An 18,499-nucleotide genomic window follows, 5' to 3' on the forward strand; every position below is an offset into this window, starting at 1 on the left:
GTGCCCAGCGCCGGTGTACAGGGAGGAACCTATGCGGTGGATCCATGCCGCGGGTAGGGGCCTCCTCGTTCTCGTCGTGGTCCTGACCGGCTACGTCACCGCCGGAGCACGGGCGGGCGAGCCCCCCGAGGGCAGCCGCGGCCCCCTCACCCTGGCCACCGCAGGAGACCTCACCGGCTATCTGGGGCCCCTGCTGGAAGGCTGGAACCGTACCCATCCCGGCGAGAAGGTCACCCTCGTCGAGCTGCCGGACTCGGCCGACGAAACCCAGGCCCAGATGGTCACCGACCTGCGCGACGGCGACCGCAGCCGGTTCGACGTGCTCAACATCGACGTCAACTGGACCCCGGAGTTCGCCGCGGCGGGCTGGATCAGGCCCCTGCCCCGGGACCGCTTCCCCCTGAAGACCTTCCTCCAGCCGGTAGTCGACACGGCGACCTACGACGGGAAGCTCTACGCCGTCCCGTACGTCACCAACGCCGGCCTGCTCCTCTACCGCAAGGACGTCCTCGCCGAGGAGGGCGTCGAGCCGCCGCGCACCTGGGCGGAGCTGGAGCGGTACGCGAAGACCATCGCCCCGAAGCACGGCCTCGACGGCTACGCCGGACAGTTCCTGCCCTACGAGGGCCTCACCGTGAACGCGGCCGAGGCCGTCTACTCGGCGGGCGGCTCGATCCTCGGCGACGAGGGCGAACGCGTCACCGTCGACTCGGCGGCGGCCCGCGAGGGCATCGGGTTCCTGGCGCGCGGAGTGCGCGACGGCTGGATCCCAAGGGAAGCGCTGACGTACAAGGAGGAGGAGTCCAAACAGGCCTTCCAGGACGGCCGGCTGCTCTTCCTGCGGAACTGGCCGTACGCCTACGTCGGCGCCTCCGCCCCCGGGTCGAAGGTCGCCGGGAAGGTCGGCGCGGTACCCCTGCCCGGACCCGACGGGCCGGGCACCAGCGTCCTCGGCGGCTCCAACCTGGCCGTCAGCTCGCACGCGCAACACCCCGACTCGGCGGCCCGCCTGATCGCGTACCTCACCAGTGAGCGCGTCCAGCGCCAGGTCCTCACCCGCGGCGCGCTGCCGCCCGTACGGGCCGATCTCTACAGGGACCCGGCGCTCATCCGCAGGTTCCCGTACCTGCCGACCCTGCGGACGAGCGTGCTCGCGGCCGAACCGCGCCCCAAGAGCCCGCGCTACGACCAGGTCAGCCTGGTCGTGCAGGCGGTCGTGCACGACGCCATGGCCGGGCACCAGACGCCCGAAGCGGCGGTGCGTCGTCTGGCGCGAGAGCTCGCCGTCATCTCGCGTCGCTAGCCGCCTCCTACTTACTTGTTAGGTAACGCGGACATCTCATCTGGCTGAGGATTGCACCAGTACGTCCGAATTTCAGCACCTCAACCGCTCGGTAGCTTCTGCCTTTTCATTGACACCCTCTCGACACGCCTACTTAACATGCATGCATAACCGCTGCCCTCCTCAGAGACAGGTCGATGGGTTGAACAGGCACCACTGGTGGCGTGACGCAGTGATCTATCAGGTGTACGTCCGCAGCTTCCTCGACAGCACCGGCGACGGCATCGGCGACCTCGCCGGCGTCCGGGCCGGACTGTCGTACCTCAAGAAGCTCGGCGTCGACGGGATCTGGCTGAGCCCCTTCTATCCCTCGCCGCAGCACGACCACGGCTACGACGTGGCCGACTACTGCGACGTCGACCCGCTCTTCGGCGACCTCGACGAGTTCGACCAGCTGGTGGGGGCCGCGCGGCGGCTCGGCATCAAGGTGCTGCTCGACATCGTCCCGAACCACTGCTCCAGCGAGCACCCCTGGTTCCGCGAGGCGCTCGCGGCCCCGCCCGGAAGCCCGGCCCGTGCCCGCTTCCACTTCGCCGACGGCCGCGGCCCGGACGGCGCCGAGCCGCCCAACAACTGGCACTCCATGTTCGGCGGCCCCGCCTGGAGCCGGGTCACCGAGCCGGACGGGACGCCCGGCCAGTGGTACCTGCACATGTTCGCGCCCGAGCAGCCCGACTGGAACTGGCGCAACCCCGAGATCGGCGCCGAGTTCGACCGGGTCCTGCGCTTCTGGCTGGACCGGGGCATCGACGGCTTCCGCATCGACGTCGCCGCCGGCCTCTACAAGCACCCGGAGCTGCCCGACTCCGACGACCCGGAGGCCGACGCCCGCACCCGCGACTCGGTCAACCCGCTCGCCTGGAACCAGCCCGAGGTCCACGACGTATGGCGGCGCTGGCGCTCCATATGCGAGGAGTACACCGAGCGCGACGGCTGCGAACGCCTCCTCGTCGGCGAGGTGTCCGTCCCGACCGCCCGCGAGCACGCGCAGTACGTCCGCCCCGACGAGCTGCACCAGGCCTTCTTCTTCGACCTGCTCAGCGCCTCCTGGGACGCCGACGCCTTCCAGAAGGTCATCGCCGAGGCCATGCAGGACATCGCCGGAACCGGCTCGACCGTCACCTGGGTCCTCAACAACCACGACCAGGTCCGCACGGTCACCCGCTACGGCGAACCCGCCACCGAGGGCAGCGGCCTCGGCGCCGCCCGCGCCCGCGCCGCCGCGCTGCTGATGCTGGCCCTGCCCGGCGCCGCCTACATCTACCAGGGCGAGGAGCTCGGTCTGCCCGAGGTCGTGGACCTGCCCGACGACGTGCTCACCGACCCGATCTTCCGCCGCACCGGCAGCCGCGCCCGCATCCGCGACGGCTGCCGGGTCCCCCTGCCCTGGTCGGGCCAGGCCTCGCCGTTCGGCTTCACCCCGGGCGTGGAGAGCGCCAAGCCGTGGCTGCCGCAGCCGGAGTACTTCGCCGAATACGCCACCGACCGCGCCCTCGCCGACACCCGCTCCTTCTGGCACCTGTACCGCGACGGCCTCCAACTGCGGTCCGCCCTGCCCCAGTTGGGCGAGGGCACCATGCGCTGGCTGGACGCCTCACCCGGCGTCCTCGCCTTCGAACGCGGCGACCTGGTGTGCGCCGTCAACTTCGGTACGGCCCCCACACCCGCGCCGGTACCCGGCTCCCCCCTGCTCGCCAGCGGCCCCTGCCCGCCCGGAGTGCTCTCCGGCTCGACGGCCGCCTGGTGGATCCGTTCCTGACCGCCCCGCAAGCGACACCCGCACAAGCGAAGTCCGCGTAAGCAACATCCGCGCAAGCGAACTCCCCGCAAGCGAACCCTCCGAAGGGACATCAACGATGATGCGACGACGTACCACCCTGCTCACCAGCTGCACCGCCCTCGCCCTGGCGCTCGGCGCCACCGCCTGCGGCGGCGGACCCGTCTCGGCCGGCGGCGGCGACAAGGCGCTCAGCGGCCAGTCGATCACCGTGGCCGGCGTCTGGTCCGGCACCGAGCAGAAGAACTTCCAGAAGGTGCTGGACGCCTTCACCGAGAAGACCGGCGCCAAGACGCAGTTCGTGTCCACCGGCGACAACGTCTCCACCGTCGTCGGCAGCAAGATCGAGGGCGGCAACGCCCCCGACGTCGTGATGGTCCCGCAGGTCGGCGTGCTCAAGCAGTTCGCGCAGCAGGGCTGGCTCAAGCCCCTGTCGAAGAAGACCGAGCAGGCCGTCGACGCCGGATACGCCCCCGTGTGGAAGAAGTACGGCAGCGTCGACGGCACCCTCTACGGCCTGTACTTCAAGGCCGCCCACAAGTCGACCGTCTGGTACAGCCCCGACGCCCTAGAGCAGGCCGGCGTGAAGCCCCCGAAGAGCTACGACGAGATGCTCAAGGCCGGGCAGACCGTGTCCGACTCCGGCCTCGCCGCCTTCTCCGTGGCCGGGCAGGACGGCTGGACCCTCACCGACTGGTTCGAGAACGTCTACCTCTCCCAGGCCGGACCCGAGAAGTACGACGCCCTCGCCGCGCACAAGCTGAAGTGGACCGACGCGTCCGTCGTCGACGCCCTCACCACCCTCGGCAAGCTCTTCAAGGACAAGCAGCTCATCGCGGGCGGCCAGAAGGGCGCCCTGAACACCGACTTCCCCGGCTCGGTGGAGAAGGTCTTCGGCCCGGAGCCCGAGGCCGGCATGGTCTACGAGGGCGACTTCGTCGCCGGTGTCGCCAAGGACCAGTTCGGCAAGAAGGTCGGCCAGGACGCGAACTTCTTCCCGTTCCCGGCGGTCGGCGGCGGCGAGGCACCGGTGGTCAGCGGCGGTGACGCGGCCGTCGTCCTCAAGGACGGCAAGAACCAGAAGGCCGCCCAGGCCCTCCTGGAGTACCTCGCCACGCCCGAGGCCTCGGCCGTGTGGGCCGAGGCGGGCGGTTTCCTCTCCCCGAACAAGAAGCTCGACCTCGCCTCCTACGGCGACGACGTCACCCGCGCCACCGCCAAGTCCCTCGTCCAGGCCGGGGACTCGGTCCGCTTCGACATGTCCGACCAGGCCCCGGCGTCCTTCGGCGGCACGAAGGGCACCGGCGAGTGGAAGCTCCTCCAGGACTTCCTGCGCGACCCGTCGGACCCGAAGGGCACCGCCGCGAAGCTGGAGGCCGCGGCGGCCAAGGCGTACCAGGACTGATACGCCATGACAGCGACCCTCGTGAAAGAGACGAGCCCCCCACCGCCCGGCCCGGTCGCCGACCGCACCCGGCGGCTGCGCCGGCGCGGGAAGATCATCGCCCTGCTGTTCGTGCTGCCCGCGCTGCTGCTGCTCGGCGCGCTCGTCGTCTACCCCGTGCTGTTCAGCATCGGACGCAGTCTCTTCGACGCCTCCGGAACGAGCTTCGTCGGCGGCGACAACTACGCCGAGATGTTCCGCGACCCGGCGACCCTCAAGGCCGTCCAGAACACGGCCATCTGGGTCGTCGTGGCCCCGGCCCTGCTCACCGGCCTCGGACTGATCCTCGCCGTACTGGTGGAGAAGGTCCGCTGGGCGACGGCCTTCAAACTGCTCCTCTTCATGCCGATGGCGGTCTCCTTCCTCGCCGCCGGCATCATCTTCCGGCTCGCCTACGACGAGGACCCCGACAAGGGCGTGCTCAACGCCGCGGTGGTCTCCGTCCACGACGCCTTCAAGGCGGAGTCCTCCTATCCGACGGCCCGGGCGCGTGACGCCCAGGGCCTGACGAAGGAGAAGGACGGTTCGTACCGCACGAGTACGACCGTGTCCCCGGGGAACGCGGTGGCGCTGGGCCTGGTCGGCGTGCAGCCCGACGACCTGCCGGGCGGGGCCGCGCCCGCGTACGCGGCGGCGGGACGGAAGGCCGCCGCCGACGAACTGCGCGGTGTCGTCTACTTGGACTTCACGCCCGGCGGGGGAGGGGAGCAGGGCAAGGTCGACCGGCGCGAGAGCGGACTGCCGCAGATGAGGGTCGAGGCGGTCCGCGACGGCGAGCAGGTCGCCTCGGCGACCACGGCCGCCGACGGCTCCTTCCGCTTCGAGGGACTCGAACCGGGCTCCTACGAGGTGAGACTGCCCTCGTCCAACTTCGCCCAGCCCTACGACGGTGTCTCCTGGCTGGGGCCGGCCCTGGTCACTCCGGCGATCATCGGCGCTTACCTGTGGATCTGGACCGGCTTCGCGATGGTGCTGATCGGGGCGGGTCTGTCGACGCTGCCGCGGGACGCCCTGGAGGCGGCGCGGATGGACGGCGCGAACGAGTGGCAGATCTTCCGGCGGATCACGGTGCCGCTGCTGGCACCGGTGCTGTCGGTCGTGTTCATCACGCTCGTCATCAACGTGATGAAGGTCTTCGACCTCGTCTACATCATCGCGCCCGGGCCCGTGCAGGAGGACGCGACCGTCCTCGCGACGCAGATGTGGCTGGTGTCGTTCGGCGGCGGCAACAACCAGGGCCTCGGCAGTGCGCTGGGCGTGCTGCTCCTGCTGCTGGTCGTCCCGGCCATGGTGTTCAACGTCCGCCGTTTCCGAAGGAGCCAGCGATGAACGCGATTCGGCGCGGGTTGGGCAACGGGGTCGTCCAGGCCTTCCTCGTCATTGTGGGCCTCGTCTGGATGACGCCCCTGGCCGGGCTGTTCCTGTCCTCGCTGCGGTCCGCCGAGGACACGGCGAAGGGCGGCTGGTGGACGGTGTTCTCCAGCCCCGGGCAGCTGTCCTTCGACAACTACTCGTCGCTGCTGGGGAACGCCGGGATCACCCAGGCGTTCTGGAACACGGTGCTGATATCGGTGCCGACGACGGTGCTGGTCGTGGTCCTCGCGGCACTCGCCGGGTACGCCTTCGCCTGGCTGGACTTCCCCGGGCGGGAGGCGATCTTCCTCGTCGTGGTCGCGCTGCTGGTGGTGCCCGTGCAGATCGGTCTGCTGCCGGTCGCCAAACTCTTCGGGCACCTGGGCCTGTTCGGCACGATCCCCGGTGTCGTCCTCTTCCACGTGGCCTACGGACTTCCCTTCGCGGTGTTCCTGCTGCGGAACTACTTCGCCGAGATGCCGAAGGAGATGCTGGAGGCCGCCCGTATGGACGGCGGCAGCGAGTGGCGCATCTTCACGCGGCTCGTCCTGCCCGTGGGACGGCCCGCGATCGCCTCCCTGGCCATCTTCCAGTTCCTGTGGGTGTGGAACGACATGCTGGTGGCGCTGCTGTTCGCGGACAGCGCATCGCAGCCGCTGACCGTGCAACTCCAGTCCCAGATACGCCAGTTCGGAAGCAACATCGACGTCCTGGCACCCGGGGCGTTCGTGTCCCTGGTCGTCCCGGTGGTCGTGTTCTTCGCCTTCCAACGGCACTTCGTGCAGGGCGTGATGGCCGGGTCGGTCAAGTAGCGCATGCGTTTCGGGCCCCCACTTCGCCACGAAGTGGGGGCCCGAGGACGTTCACGGTGACGCCGGCGGATACAAGGAACGCGGCAGTTGCGAAGCCGCCGCCCCGTCCAGGAGCCACAGCGTCCTGCTCCTGCCGTACGCCCCCGCCGCCGGCGCCTGGATCTCGCCCGCGCCCGAGAGGGCGATCGCCGCGGCCTGGGCCTTGTCCTCGCCCGCGGCCAGCAGCCACACCTCACGGGCCGCACGGATCGCCGGGAGCGTCAGCGTCACCCGGGTCGGCGGCGGCTTGGGCGCGCCGTGGACGCCGACCACCGTGCGGTCGGTCTCCCGGACCGCCGGCAGCTCCGGGAACAGCGACGCGACATGCGTGTCCGGCCCGACGCCCAGCATCAGCACGTCGAACGTGGGCACGGGGCCGTGGTTCTCCGGGCCCGCCGCCTGCGCCAGTTCCTCCGCGTACGCGGCCGCCGCCGCGTCCACGTCGGTGCCGTGAGGCCCGTCCGACGCGGGCATCGCGTGCAGCCGCTTCGGGTCGAGCGGCACCGAGTCGAGGAGAGCCTTCCTCGCCTGGGTGACATTGCGCTCGGGGTCGCCCTCGGGCAGGAAACGCTCGTCGCCCCACCAGAGGTCGAGCCGGCTCCAGTCGATCGCGTCCCGGGCGGGCGCCGCGGCCAGCGCGGCCAGCAGGCCGTTGCCGTTGCGGCCGCCCGTCAGGACCACGGACGCCGAGCCCCGGGAGGCCTGCGCGTCCACGATCTTCGTGATCAGCCGGGCCGCCGCGGCCTGCGCCATCAGCTCCTTGTCGCGGTGCACGACCAGCTGCGGTGCCGTACTCACTTCACCTCCGCCTTCCGGACCGGCTCCAACGCGGGCGGTTCCTGCTTCACCGGTGCCTGCGCCGCCGCTTCCGCAGCGGGTGCTTTCGCAGCCGCTTCAACGGGAGCGGGGAGGGCGAGTCGTGCTCGCCCGTCACTTTTGGGCTCACCACGCTCTCCTTTGGCCTCCGGCCCCTCCGCAGCCGCAGGCCGGGGCACCTGAGCCGACCAGGAGGACTTCAGCCGGTCCACCCCGTACCGCAGCGCGGACGCGTACGTGTCGTCCGGGTCCAGCCGCCGCAGCTCCTCCGCCATCAGCTCGGCGGTCTCCCGGCGCTTGAGCGCCACCGCCCGGTCCGGCTGGCCCTCGATCGAGAGCGTCGCCAGGGAGCCGTCGGCGCGGTCCAGCTTGATGGGGCCGCAGTTGGTGTCCATCCGCACGGCCGTCAGACCGGGGCCGCCGGACAGCGACCGCTTCACGGGGACGTCCAGCCGGTCCGCGAGCCACATCGCCAGCAGCTCGCAGCTCGGGTTGAACTCCTCGCCCTCCACCTCGACGGCCCGGACCTCGCAGGTGACCTGGTCGAGGGCCGCCGCCAGCATGGAGCGCCAGGGCGTGATGCGGGTCCAGGACAGGTCCGTGTCGCCCGGGGTGTAGGTCCCGGACCGGGTGGCCAGGTCCCGTACCGGCTGTTCGGAGGCGTAGGTGTCGGTGACGCGGCGCTGCGCGAGGGCGCCCAGGGGGTCCTTCGCCGGGTCAGTCGGCGCGTTCACCGGCCACCACACCACCACGGGGGCGTCCGGCAGCAGCAGCGGCAGCACCACCGACTGGGCGTGGTCGACGACCTCGCCGTACAGCCGCAGCACCACCGTCTCGCCGGAACCGGCGTCCGCGCCGACCCGGACCTCCGCGTCGAGGCGGGACTGCGTACGGTCGCGGGGTGAGCGGGAGACGCGCTTGATGACCACGAGCGTGCGTGCGGGATGCTCGTGCGAGGCGTCACTCGCGGCCTTCAGCGCGTCGTAGGCGTTCTCCTCGTCCGTCACGATGACCAGCGTGAGCACCATGCCGACCGCCGGGGTGCCGATCGCCCGGCGGCCCTGCACCAGCGCCTTGTTGACCTTGCTGGCGGTGGTGTCCGTGAGGTCTATCTTCATGGCCGACGCCAGCTCCGTCCGTGTCGCTCGAGCATTTCGTCCGCCTCGGCGGGCCCCCAGGTACCGGCCTGGTACTGGGCGGGCTTGCCGTTCTTGTCCCAGTACTCCTCGATCGGGTCGAGGATCTCCCAGGACAGCTCGACCTCCTCGGTGCGCGGGAAGAGGTTCGAGTCACCGAGCAGAACGTCCAGGATCAGACGCTCGTACGCCTCGGGGCTGGACTCCGTGAAGGACTCGCCGTAGGCGAAGTCCATCGACACGTCCCGAATCTCCATCGACGTGCCCGGCACCTTCGAGCCGAAGCGGACCGTCACGCCCTCGTCCGGCTGGACGCGGATGACGATCGCGTTGGAGCCGAGCTCCTCGGTGGCCGTGGAGTCGAAGGGGGAGTGCGGGGCCCGCTGGAAGACGACGGCGATCTCCGTCACGCGGCGGCCCAGCCGCTTGCCGGTGCGCAGGTAGAAGGGGACGCCCGCCCAGCGGCGGTTGTCGATCTCCAGCTTGATCGCGGCGTAGGTGTCGGTCTTCGACGAGGCGTTGATGCCGTCCTCGTCGAGGTAGCCGATCACCTTCGCGCCGCCCTGCCAGCCGGCCGAGTACTGGCCGCGTACGGTGTCCCGGCCCATGTCCTTCGGCAGCTTCACGGCGCCGAGGACTTTGGTCTTCTCGGCGGCCAGCGCGTCCGCGTCGAAGGAGGCCGGCTCCTCCATGGCCGTCAGGGCCATGAGCTGGAGCAGGTGGTTCTGGATGACGTCACGGGCGGCGCCGATGCCGTCGTAGTACCCGGCCCGGCCGCCGATGCCGATGTCCTCGGCCATGGTGATCTGTACGTGGTCCACGAAGGACCGGTTCCAGATCGGCTCGAACATCGTGTTGGCGAAGCGCAGCGCCAGGATGTTCTGGACGGTCTCCTTGCCCAGGTAGTGGTCGATGCGGAAGACCTGGTCCGGGGCGAAGACCTCGTGGACGACCTTGTTGAGCTCCTCGGCCGAGGCGAGGTTGTGGCCGAACGGCTTCTCGATGACGGCGCGCCGCCAGGATCCGCCCGTCTGGTCGGCCAGCTGGTGCTTCTTCAGCTGCTGGATGACCACCGGGAAGGACGACGGCGGGACCGACAGGTAGAAGGCGAAGTTGCCGCCCGTGCCCTGTGCCTTGTCCAGCTCGTCGATGGTGGAGCGCAGCCGCTCGAACGCGTCGTCGTCGTCGAAGGTGCCCTGCACGAAGCGCATGCCCTGGATGAGCTGCTGCCAGACCTCCTCGCGGAAGGGCGTGCGGGCGTGTTCCTTGACCGCGTCGTGGACCTCCTGCGCGAAGTCCTCGTGCGCCCACTCGCGGCGGGCGAAGCCCACCAGAGAGAAGCCCGGCGGCAGCAGACCCCGGTTGGCGAGGTCGTACACGGCGGGCATGAGCTTCTTCCGGGACAGGTCGCCCGTGACGCCGAAGATGACCAGGCCCGACGGCCCCGCGATACGCGGGAGCCGTCGGTCCGCGGGGTCACGCAGCGGGTTGCTGCTCGACACCTGTTCAGCCCTCCGAGGGGGCGAGGCGCTGAAGCTCGGCCTCGGTCGACTTCAGCAGGTCGGTCCAGGACGCCTCGAACTTCTCGACGCCCTCTTCCTCCAGCAGCCGGACCACGTCGTCGTACTTGATCCCGAGCTTCTCGACCGCGTCGAGGTCAGCGCGGGCCTGCTCGTACGTCCCGGCGACGGCGTTGCCGCGGATCTCGCCCTGCTCCTCCGTGGCGAACAGGGTCGCCTCCGGCATGGTGTTCACCGTGTTGGGAGCGACCAGCTCGTCGACGTACAGGGTGGCCTTGTACGCCTTGTCCTTCACACCGGTGGACGCCCACAGCGGACGCTGCTTGTTGGCGCCCGCCTTCTCCAGGGCGCTCCAGCGGTCCGAGGAGAAGACCTCCTCGTACGCCTGGTAGGCCAGACGGGCGTTGGCGACGCCGGCCTTGCCGCGTGCCGCCTTGGCCTCGTCGGTGCCCAGCGCGTCGATCCGCTTGTCGATCTCGGTGTCCACGCGGGAGACGAAGAACGACGCCACGGAGTGGATCTGCGACAGGTCCAGGCCGCGCTCCTTGGCCTTCTCCAGGCCCTCCAGGAACGCGTCCATGACCAGGCGGTAGCGCTCCAGCGAGAAGATCAGCGTGACGTTGACGCTGATGCCCAGGCCGATGGTCTCGGCGATGGCCGGGATGCCCGCCTCGGTCGCCGGGATCTTGATGAGCGTGTTGGGCCGGTCCACCAGCCAGGCGAGCTGCTTGGCCTCGGCGACCGTCGCCCGCGTGTTGTGCGCCAGGCGCGGGTCGACCTCGATCGAGACCCGGCCGTCCTGGCCACCGGTGGCGTCGAAGACCGGGCGCAGAATGTCGGCGGCGTCACGGACGTCCGCCGTCGTGATCATGCGGATGGCCTCTTCGACGGTGACCCTGCGGGCGGCGAGGTCGGTCAGCTGCGTGTCGTAGCCGTCACCCTGCGAGATCGCCTTCTGGAAGATCGACGGGTTGGTGGTGACGCCCACGACGTGCTGCTGGTCGATCAGCTCGGCGAGGTTGCCGGACGTGATCCGCTTGCGCGACAGGTCGTCCAGCCAGATCGCCACGCCTTCCTCGGAGAGGCGCTTGAGTGCGTCTGTCATGGAAATTCCATCTCCTACGTGTCGTATATGAGCGTCAGCGCTGGGCTGCGGCGATCGATTCCCGCGCGGCGGCGGCCACGTTCTCGGGAGTGAAGCCGAACTCGCGGAAAAGCACCTTGCCGTCGGCCGAAGCACCGAAGTGCTCCAGGGAAACGATGCGGCCGGCGTCCCCCACGTACTTGTGCCACGTGAGACCGATACCGGCCTCCACCGCGACACGGGCCCGGACGGACGGCGGCAGGACGCTGTCCCGGTACCCCTGGTCCTGCTGCTCGAACCACTCCACCGACGGCATGGACACGACGCGCGTGGGCACGCCGGCGCCCTGGAGCTGCTCGCGCGCCTCGACGGCGACGTGCACCTCGGAACCGGTGGCGATCAGGATGACCTCGGGCTCACCGCCGTCGGCCTCGAACAGGACGTAACCGCCCTTGGCGGCATCGTCGTTGGGCTCGTACGTCGGCACGCCCTGACGGGTCAGAGCCAGACCGTGCGGCTGGCCCTTGCCGAACTCCTTCGTCCAGCGCTTGAGGATCTCGCGCCAGGCGATCGCGGTCTCGTTGGCGTCCGCCGGGCGCACCAGGTTCAGGCCCGGGATCGCCCGCAGCGACGCCAGGTGCTCGACGGGCTGGTGGGTCGGGCCGTCCTCGCCGAGGCCGATGGAGTCGTGCGTCCACACGTACGTCACCGGCAGGTGCATCAGCGCCGACAGCCGCACCGCGTTGCGCATGTAGTCGGAGAACACCAGGAAGGTGCCGCCGTAGATCCGGGTGTTGCCGTGCAGCGCGATGCCGTTCATCTCGGCGGCCATCGCGTGCTCGCGGATACCGAAGTGGATCGTGCGGCCGTACGGGTCCGCCTCCGGCAGCGGGTTGTCCGCCGGGAGGAAGGAACTGGTCTTGTCGATCGTGGTGTTGTTGGAGCCGGCCAGGTCGGCGGAGCCGCCCCACAGCTCGGGGATGACTCCGCCGAGCGCCTGGAGGATCTTGCCGGAGGCGGCACGCGTGGCCACACCCTTGCCGACCTCGAAGACCGGGATCTTCTCCTCCCAGCCGGTGGGCAGCTCACCCCGGGCGACGCGGTCGTACTCCGCGGCGCGCTCGGGGTTGTTGTCCCGCCACTGCTGGTACGCCTTCTCCCACACCGCGCGGGCCGCCTGGCCCCGCTCCAGCGCCCTGCGGGTGTGCGTGATGACCTCGTCGGAGACCTCGAAGCTCTGCTCCGGGTCGAAGCCCATGACCCGCTTGGTCGCCGCGACCTCGTCGTCGCCCAGCGCCGAGCCGTGCGCGGCCTCGGTGTTCTGCGCGTTGGGGGCCGGCCAGGCGATGATCGAGCGCATCGCGATGAACGACGGCCGGTCCGTGACGGCCTTGGCCTTCTGGATCGCCTCGAAGATCGCGGCCGGGTCCAGGTCGCCGTTCTCCTGCGGCTGCACCCGCTGCACGTGCCAGCCGTAGGCCTCGTACCGCTTCACCGTGTCCTCGGACACGGCCGTCTCGGTGTCGCCCTCGATCGAGATGTGGTTGTCGTCCCACAGCAGGATCAGGTTGCCGAGCTTCTGGTGGCCCGCGAGGGAGGACGCCTCGGCGGAGATGCCCTCCTGGAGGCAGCCGTCACCGGCGATGCAGTAGATGAAGTGATCGAACGGGGACTCGCCCTCGGCGGCCTCCGGGTCGAACAGACCGCGCTCGTAGCGGGCGGCCATCGCCATGCCCACCGCGTTGGCGACACCCTGGCCGAGCGGGCCGGTGGTCGTCTCCACACCGGTGGTGTGCCCGTACTCGGGGTGGCCGGGGGTCTTGGAGCCCCACGTGCGGAAGGACTTCAGGTCGTCCAGCTCCAGGCCGAAGCCGGCCAGGTACAGCTGGGTGTACAGGGTCAGGGACGAGTGGCCGGCGGACAGCACGAAGCGGTCCCGCCCGACCCAGTCGGCGTCCGCCGGGTCGTGCCGCATCACCTTCTGGAAGAGGGTGTAGGCGGCAGGCGCCAGGCTCATCGCCGTACCCGGATGGCCGTTACCGACCTTCTGTACGGCATCGGCGGCCAGGACACGCGCGGTGTCGACGGACCGCTGGTCCAACTCGGTCCACTCGAAGTCTGTGGTGGTCGGCTTGGTGCTCACCCTGGGTCAGGGCTCCTCTCCACATGTCGGATGCCGGTGTATCGGGGCGCCCACCGGCCGCAGTCGAGCCTACCCCCGTGGGACGTGCGTTTTTTCGAGTCACTCCAGAGTGCCGGGGCTGATCCCGATCCGCCTCATGACTGGGCCGTACCGCATTCGACAGGTGAATACGGAGCCGCTCATCCGGGTGCTCAATCGAGCTTCGGCGCGCCCTTCGGAAGGTGCCTCCCAACACGAGCCGACCCCCGCGAATGTCCGAGTCTGGGCAACGTCTAAAGTGGCGTGGTACGCGCGAGCCTTTACCGGGACTTCACAGGGATGAGGCTTGCTGGGATGTCTCTGTAGGGGTGTGCGTGACGGCCGTTGAATCCCGTCCAGCGGGGATGATCGGGGCGGACCAGAGCCCGGCCCACCGGCCGTTCGGGGCCCGTGTCAAGGCGTTCGTGGCTCTCACCAAGCCGCGGATCATCGAGCTGCTGCTGATCACCACGGTGCCGGTGATGTTCCTGGCGCAGCAGGGTGTGCCCGACCTGACGCTGGTGCTGCTGACGTGCCTCGGCGGCTACATGTCCGCGGGCGGCGCCAACGCGCTCAACATGTACATCGACCGCGACATCGACGCGCTGATGGACCGCACCTCGCAGCGCCCGCTGGTCACCGGCATGGTCAGCCCGCGCGAGTGCCTCGTCTTCGGCATCACCCTGGCGATCACCTCCACCCTGCTCTTCGGCCTCACCGTGAACTGGCTGAGCGCCTGGCTCTCCCTCGGCGCGCTCCTGTTCTACGTGGTCGTCTACACGATGATCCTCAAGCGCCGTACCTCGCAGAACATCGTGTGGGGCGGCATCGCCGGCTGCCTGCCGGTGCTGATCGGGTGGTCCTCGGTCACCAACTCGATGTCGTGGGCGCCGGTCATCCTCTTCCTCGTCATGTTCTTCTGGACGCCGCCGCACTACTGGCCGCTGTCCATGAAGGTGCGGGAGGACTACGCGCGCGTGGGCGTGCCGATGCTGCCGGTGGTCGCCTCCAACAAGGTCGTCGCCAAGCAGATCGTGCTCTACAGCTGGGTCATGGTCGCCGTCTCGCTCCTGCTGACCCCGCTCGGCTACACCGGCTGGTTCTACACCGCGGTCGCCCTGCTGGCGGGCGGCTTCTGGCTCTGGGAGGCGCACGGCCTGCAGAACCGCGCGAAGGCGGAGGTGACGGGCGCGAAGCTGAAGGAGATGCGCCTGTTCCACTGGTCGATCACCTACGTCTCGCTGCTGTTCGTGGCGGTCGCTGTCGACCCGTTCCTGCGCTGACGTACGTCACAGCCCCCTGCCCTCGCCAGTCGATCTACTCGTGAGTAGCATCCTGGCCATGGCAGACACGCAGCAGGTTGACCCGAAGGCCGAGCGCAAGGTGGCCCGGCTGGCCCAGCAGATCTCCTCCTTCTCCAAGGCCCACGGCGGCGCCGAGGGCCAGGTCGCCTACCTCGGCGAGCGCGGCGCCCGCATCGTCCTGGTCGGCGAGGACGGCAACTGGGGCGACCTGGTCGCCCCGTCCTACGAGATCGCCGAGAAGGCCGTGGAGAAGTCCGGCATCACGGCCCACGAGTCCTTCGACGGCGAGTTCGCGGCCAAGGTGAAGACGGGCCGCTACGAGTGGACGCGCATGGCGGGCATCCAGGTGGGCGGCCCGTCCAACGGCTGAGCAGCCGGCTCTCGGGGGCGCGGGGAACTGCGCGATCAGCCACCGGCAACCCGTGGCCGCCAGAACACCCGCACCCCCCGTCGGGACCGCGACCTGAACCCGGTTCACCCGTTAAGACCCTAGGAACAACAGGGTCCACACCGGGAGGCCCGGATGATCGAAACGCCGTCCCTAGTGGACCAGTACTGCCACGGAGTGCTGCGCACAGAGCTGGGCCTCGGCACCTTCGAGGCCCACCTCTCCCGCACCGAGGGCCCACCCGCCCCCGGCACCACTCTCTTCGACACCCAGACCGGCTTCGCCGTGCGGCGCTGGTGCCCACCCCTGCTCGGTCTCGAACCACACTGCCCACCCGCCCGCTACCTGGCCCGACGCCGGGAACTGGGCGTGCTGGAGTCCGGCCGCCGGCTGCTGCGCGGCAGCGGCATCACGACGTACCTGGTCGACACCGGCCTCCCGGGTGATCTGACGGAACCCGGCGAGCTGGCCTCCGCCGGAGCCGCCGAGGCCCGCGAGATCGTGCGCCTGGAACTCCTCGCCGAGCAGGTCGCCGACACCTCCGGAACCGTCGAGTCCTTCCTCGCCAACCTCGCCGAGTCGGTGCACGCGGCCGCCGCGAACGCCGTCGCCTTCACCTCGGTCGCGGGCGTACGGCACGGCCTCGCCCTCGCGCCCGAGCCGCCCGGGCCGGGGGAGGTACGGGGGGCCGTCGGCCGCTGGTTCGCCGGGCGCGGGGTCGGCGGGGAGCTGAGCGACCCGGTGCTGCTGCGGCATCTGCTGTGGAGCGCGGTCGCCTCGGGCCTGCCGCTCCAGCTGCACGCGGGGCTGGGTGCGCCGGGGCTGCGGATCGACCGTACGGATCCGGTGCTGCTGACGGACTTCGTGCGGGCCACGGCCGGCCTGGGCACGGACCTCGTCCTGCTGCACGGCTACCCGTACCACCGGCACGCCGCCCATCTCGCCGGTGTCTTCCCGCACGTCCACGTCGACTGCGGAGCCGCCCTGGTCCGCACGGGCGCCCGGGCCGCGACCGTCCTCGCGGAGATCCTGGAGCTGGCCCCCTTCGGCAAGGTCCTCTTCTCCACCGGGGCGCAGGGCCTGCCCGAACTCCATGTGGTGGGCGCCCGCCTGTTCCGCGAGGCCCTGGGGCGGGTGTTCGGCACCTGGGTCGCCGAGGGCGCCTGGTCACTGGCCGACGCGCAGCGGGTGGCGGGCATGCTGGCGTCGGGGAACGCGCGCAGGGTGTACGGACTCGACTGAGCCCTGCCCGGTCAGGCCTTCGTCAGGCTCGCCTCGGCGGCCGGGCCGGGCACGTCGGCCACCGCCTCCGGCCGCTCGCGCAGCGACAGCACCACCCGCACCACCCAGATCCACATCACGGCCGAACCCAGCATGTGCAGGCCGACCAGGACCTCGGGCAGGTCCGTGAAGTACTGGACGTAACCGATGACGCCCTGCGCGAGCAGGATCAGGAACAGCTCGCGGGTGCGGTTCAGCGGGCTCTTGGGCGCGTCGACCGCCTTGAGGACGAACCACAGGGCGAACGTCAGCGACACCACGATCCACGCCAGCACGGCGTGCAGCTTGCTCACGGTCTCCCAGTCGACCGGCATCCGCTCGACCTCGCTGGAGTCGCCCGCGTGCGGGCCGGCACCGGTGACGACCGTGCCGACCAGGATGAGCAGGACGGCCGCCGCGACCAGGAACCACACCAGCTGCTGCACGGCCTTGCCGACCAGCGGGCGCGGTGCCGCGTCGCCCTCGCGGGTGCGCTGCCACATCACCGTGGCCACCCCGATGAGCGCGGACGTCGCCACGAAGTGGGCGGCGACCGTGTACGGGTTGAGACCGACCAGCACCACGATGCCGCCGAGCACCGCGTTGCTCATCACGATCCAGAACTGCGCCCAGCCCAGCCGGACCAGGCCGCGCCGGTACGGCTTCTGCGAGCGCGCGGCGATGATCGCCCAGCCGACGGCGGCACACAGCACGTACGTCAGCATGCGGTTGCCGAACTCGATGGCGCCGTGGAAGCCCATCGCGCTGGTGGCGGTGATCGAGTCGTCGGTGCACTTGGGCCAGGTCGGGCAGCCCAGGCCCGAGCCGGTCAGCCGTACGGCGCCACCGGTGACGACGATGAACACCGACATCAGGAGCGCGGAGAGGGCCGCGCGCCGGACCGTCCGGGGTTCCGGGGTCCAGCGCTCGGCGATGAAGGCGAGCGGGTTGCGCAGGGCGGCCTTGGCGTCGGCGCGGGTCACGTTTGGCACGCGAACCATCGTAGGCCGCCGCTTGTGCACACTTTCACGAGGGGTCCGTCACAGGACACCTTCCCTCCCCCTTCCCTACTCCCAGCGGAAGAATTTCCCGGCCGCCGCCAGCCCCACGACCGCCCAGACGGCCAGGATCCCCAGGTCGCCCCAGGGCATCCCGGCGCCGTGCTGGAGCACGTCCCGCAGTCCGTCGGACAGCGCCGAGATCGGCAGCAGGCCGAGCACGTCCTGAACGCCGGAGGGGAACTTGTCGAGCGGCACGATGACCCCGCCGCCGACGAGCAGCAGCAGGAACACCAGGTTGGCCGCGGCCAGGGTGGCCTCGGCCTTCAGCGTCCCGGCCATCAGCAGGCCCAGGCCCGAGAAGGCCGCCGTGCCGAGGACCAGGAGCAGCAGGACGGCGACCGGGTTGCCCTGCGGCGACCAGCCGAGCGCGAAGGCGATCACCGTCAGCAGGATGACCTGGAGCACCTCGGTGACCAGGACGGACAGCGTCTTCGCCGTCATCAGGCCCCAGCGGGGCAGGGGCGAGGAGGCGAGCCGCTTCAGCACGCCGTAGCGGCGCTCGAAGCCGGTGGCGATGGCCTGGCCGGTGAACGCGGTCGACATCACCGCGAGCGCGAGAATGCCGGGCGCGAGGAAGTCGACCGCCTCTCCGGCGCCCGTGTCGACGATGTCCACGGTGCTGAAGAGCACCAGGAGCAGCGTCGGGATGACGACGGTCAGCAGCAACTGCTCGCCGTTGCGCAGCAGCATCTTCGTCTCGAGCGCGGCCTGGGCCGCGATCATGCGGGGGAGGGGCGCCGCGCCGGGCTTCGGCGTGTACATCCCCGTGCCGGTGGCGGTCACGAGCGCAACTCCTTGCCGGTCAGCTCCAGGCTGTGCTTTCCCGGGGGCCAACCCCCGGACCCCCGGCCGACCTCGGTGTGAGCCGGAATCATGAGCGCAACTCCTTGCCGGTCAGCTCCAGGCTGTGCTTTCCCGGGGGCCAACCCCCGGACCCCCGGCCGACCTCGGTGTGAGCCGGAATCATGAGCGCAACTCCTTGCCGGTCAGCTCCAGGCTGTG

15 protein-coding genes and 1 pseudogene are annotated in these 18,499 nt (G+C 70.3%); 8 read left to right on the forward strand and 8 right to left on the reverse strand.

Going from position 1 to position 18,499, the window contains the following annotated elements; all coding sequences use genetic code 11:
- The first annotated feature begins 31 nt into the window (after positions 1-31).
- Entirely contained in the window at positions 32-1,303 is a 1,272-nt protein-coding gene (locus G3I77_RS05530; RefSeq protein WP_248501408.1) for an ABC transporter substrate-binding protein, read from the forward strand.
- 142 nt (positions 1,304-1,445) lie between these two features.
- Entirely contained in the window at positions 1,446-3,101 is a 1,656-nt protein-coding gene (locus G3I77_RS05535; RefSeq protein ID WP_248501409.1) for a glycoside hydrolase family 13 protein, read from the forward strand.
- A gap of 14 nt (positions 3,102-3,115) precedes the next feature.
- Here the strand turns inward: G3I77_RS05535 and G3I77_RS41085 are convergent.
- Positions 3,116-3,193: pseudogene (locus G3I77_RS41085) on the reverse strand (hypothetical protein); the annotation flags it as partial.
- Positions 3,194-3,198: 5 nt separating this feature from the next.
- Between G3I77_RS41085 and G3I77_RS05540 the strand changes: the two are divergent.
- From G3I77_RS05540 to G3I77_RS05550, 3 genes are read left to right on the forward strand one after another with little or no spacing between them, the layout of a single operon-like run.
- On the forward strand, positions 3,199-4,524 hold the full coding sequence (locus tag G3I77_RS05540) for an ABC transporter substrate-binding protein (RefSeq protein WP_248501410.1): 1,326 nt from the start codon (positions 3,199-3,201) through the stop codon (positions 4,522-4,524).
- Positions 4,525-4,530: 6 nt separating this feature from the next.
- Complete coding sequence (locus G3I77_RS05545) at positions 4,531-5,892, forward strand: ABC transporter permease subunit (RefSeq protein ID WP_248501411.1); 1,362 nt, start codon at positions 4,531-4,533, stop codon at positions 5,890-5,892.
- A complete protein-coding gene (locus G3I77_RS05550) occupies positions 5,889-6,728 on the forward strand; it encodes a carbohydrate ABC transporter permease (RefSeq protein ID WP_248501412.1) in 840 nt (279 codons plus the stop codon). The genes G3I77_RS05545 and G3I77_RS05550 overlap by 4 nt, the downstream gene beginning before the upstream one ends.
- 51 nt (positions 6,729-6,779) lie before the next feature.
- Here the strand turns inward: G3I77_RS05550 and pgl are convergent, their stop codons facing one another.
- Genes pgl through tkt form a run of 5 tightly spaced genes read right to left on the reverse strand, consistent with a single transcriptional unit; the run spans position 6,780 to position 13,466 of the window.
- The gene (pgl, locus tag G3I77_RS05555; RefSeq protein WP_248501413.1) at positions 6,780-7,565 is read right to left on the reverse strand and encodes a 6-phosphogluconolactonase; all 786 of its coding nucleotides are present in this window, start codon (positions 7,563-7,565) and stop codon (positions 6,780-6,782) included.
- The gene (gene opcA / locus G3I77_RS05560) at positions 7,562-8,701 is read right to left on the reverse strand and encodes a glucose-6-phosphate dehydrogenase assembly protein OpcA (protein ID WP_248501414.1); all 1,140 of its coding nucleotides are present in this window, start codon (positions 8,699-8,701) and stop codon (positions 7,562-7,564) included. Before opcA ends, pgl begins: the two co-directional genes overlap by 4 nt.
- Positions 8,698-10,221 carry a glucose-6-phosphate dehydrogenase gene (zwf, locus tag G3I77_RS05565; protein WP_248501415.1) on the reverse strand — a complete coding sequence of 508 codons (1,524 nt, stop codon included), beginning with the start codon at positions 10,219-10,221 and terminating at the stop codon, positions 8,698-8,700. The genes opcA and zwf overlap by 4 nt, the downstream gene beginning before the upstream one ends.
- Before the next feature lie 4 nt (positions 10,222-10,225).
- Positions 10,226-11,344: a transaldolase gene (gene tal / locus G3I77_RS05570; RefSeq protein ID WP_248501416.1), complete on the reverse strand. Its 1,119-nt coding sequence runs from the start codon at positions 11,342-11,344 to the stop codon at positions 10,226-10,228.
- 34 nt (positions 11,345-11,378) lie between these two features.
- Positions 11,379-13,466 carry a transketolase gene (gene tkt, locus G3I77_RS05575; RefSeq protein ID WP_248501417.1) on the reverse strand — a complete coding sequence of 696 codons (2,088 nt, stop codon included), beginning with the start codon at positions 13,464-13,466 and terminating at the stop codon, positions 11,379-11,381.
- A 383-nt stretch (positions 13,467-13,849) separates the two neighbouring features.
- Here tkt and G3I77_RS05580 point away from each other — a divergent pair, with 383 nt between their 5' ends.
- From G3I77_RS05580 to G3I77_RS05590, 3 genes are all read left to right on the forward strand, one after another.
- Complete coding sequence (locus G3I77_RS05580; RefSeq protein ID WP_248501470.1) at positions 13,850-14,767, forward strand: heme o synthase; 918 nt, start codon at positions 13,850-13,852, stop codon at positions 14,765-14,767.
- Between the two features lie 58 nt (positions 14,768-14,825).
- A complete protein-coding gene (locus G3I77_RS05585) occupies positions 14,826-15,158 on the forward strand; it encodes a hypothetical protein (protein WP_248501418.1) in 333 nt (110 codons plus the stop codon).
- 153 nt (positions 15,159-15,311) lie between these two features.
- Positions 15,312-16,418 carry an amidohydrolase family protein gene (locus tag G3I77_RS05590; protein ID WP_248501419.1) on the forward strand — a complete coding sequence of 369 codons (1,107 nt, stop codon included), beginning with the start codon at positions 15,312-15,314 and terminating at the stop codon, positions 16,416-16,418.
- Between the two features lie 11 nt (positions 16,419-16,429).
- Here the strand turns inward: G3I77_RS05590 and G3I77_RS05595 are convergent, their stop codons facing one another.
- A complete protein-coding gene (locus G3I77_RS05595) occupies positions 16,430-17,437 on the reverse strand; it encodes a heme A synthase (protein ID WP_248501420.1) in 1,008 nt (335 codons plus the stop codon).
- A gap of 66 nt (positions 17,438-17,503) precedes the next feature.
- Entirely contained in the window at positions 17,504-18,259 is a 756-nt protein-coding gene (locus G3I77_RS05600; RefSeq protein WP_248501471.1) for an ABC transporter permease, read from the reverse strand.
- Positions 18,260-18,499: the final 240 nt, after the last annotated feature.

Source organism: Streptomyces sp. D2-8 (genome assembly GCF_023184515.1).
Classification (GTDB): domain Bacteria; phylum Actinomycetota; class Actinomycetes; order Streptomycetales; family Streptomycetaceae; genus Streptomyces.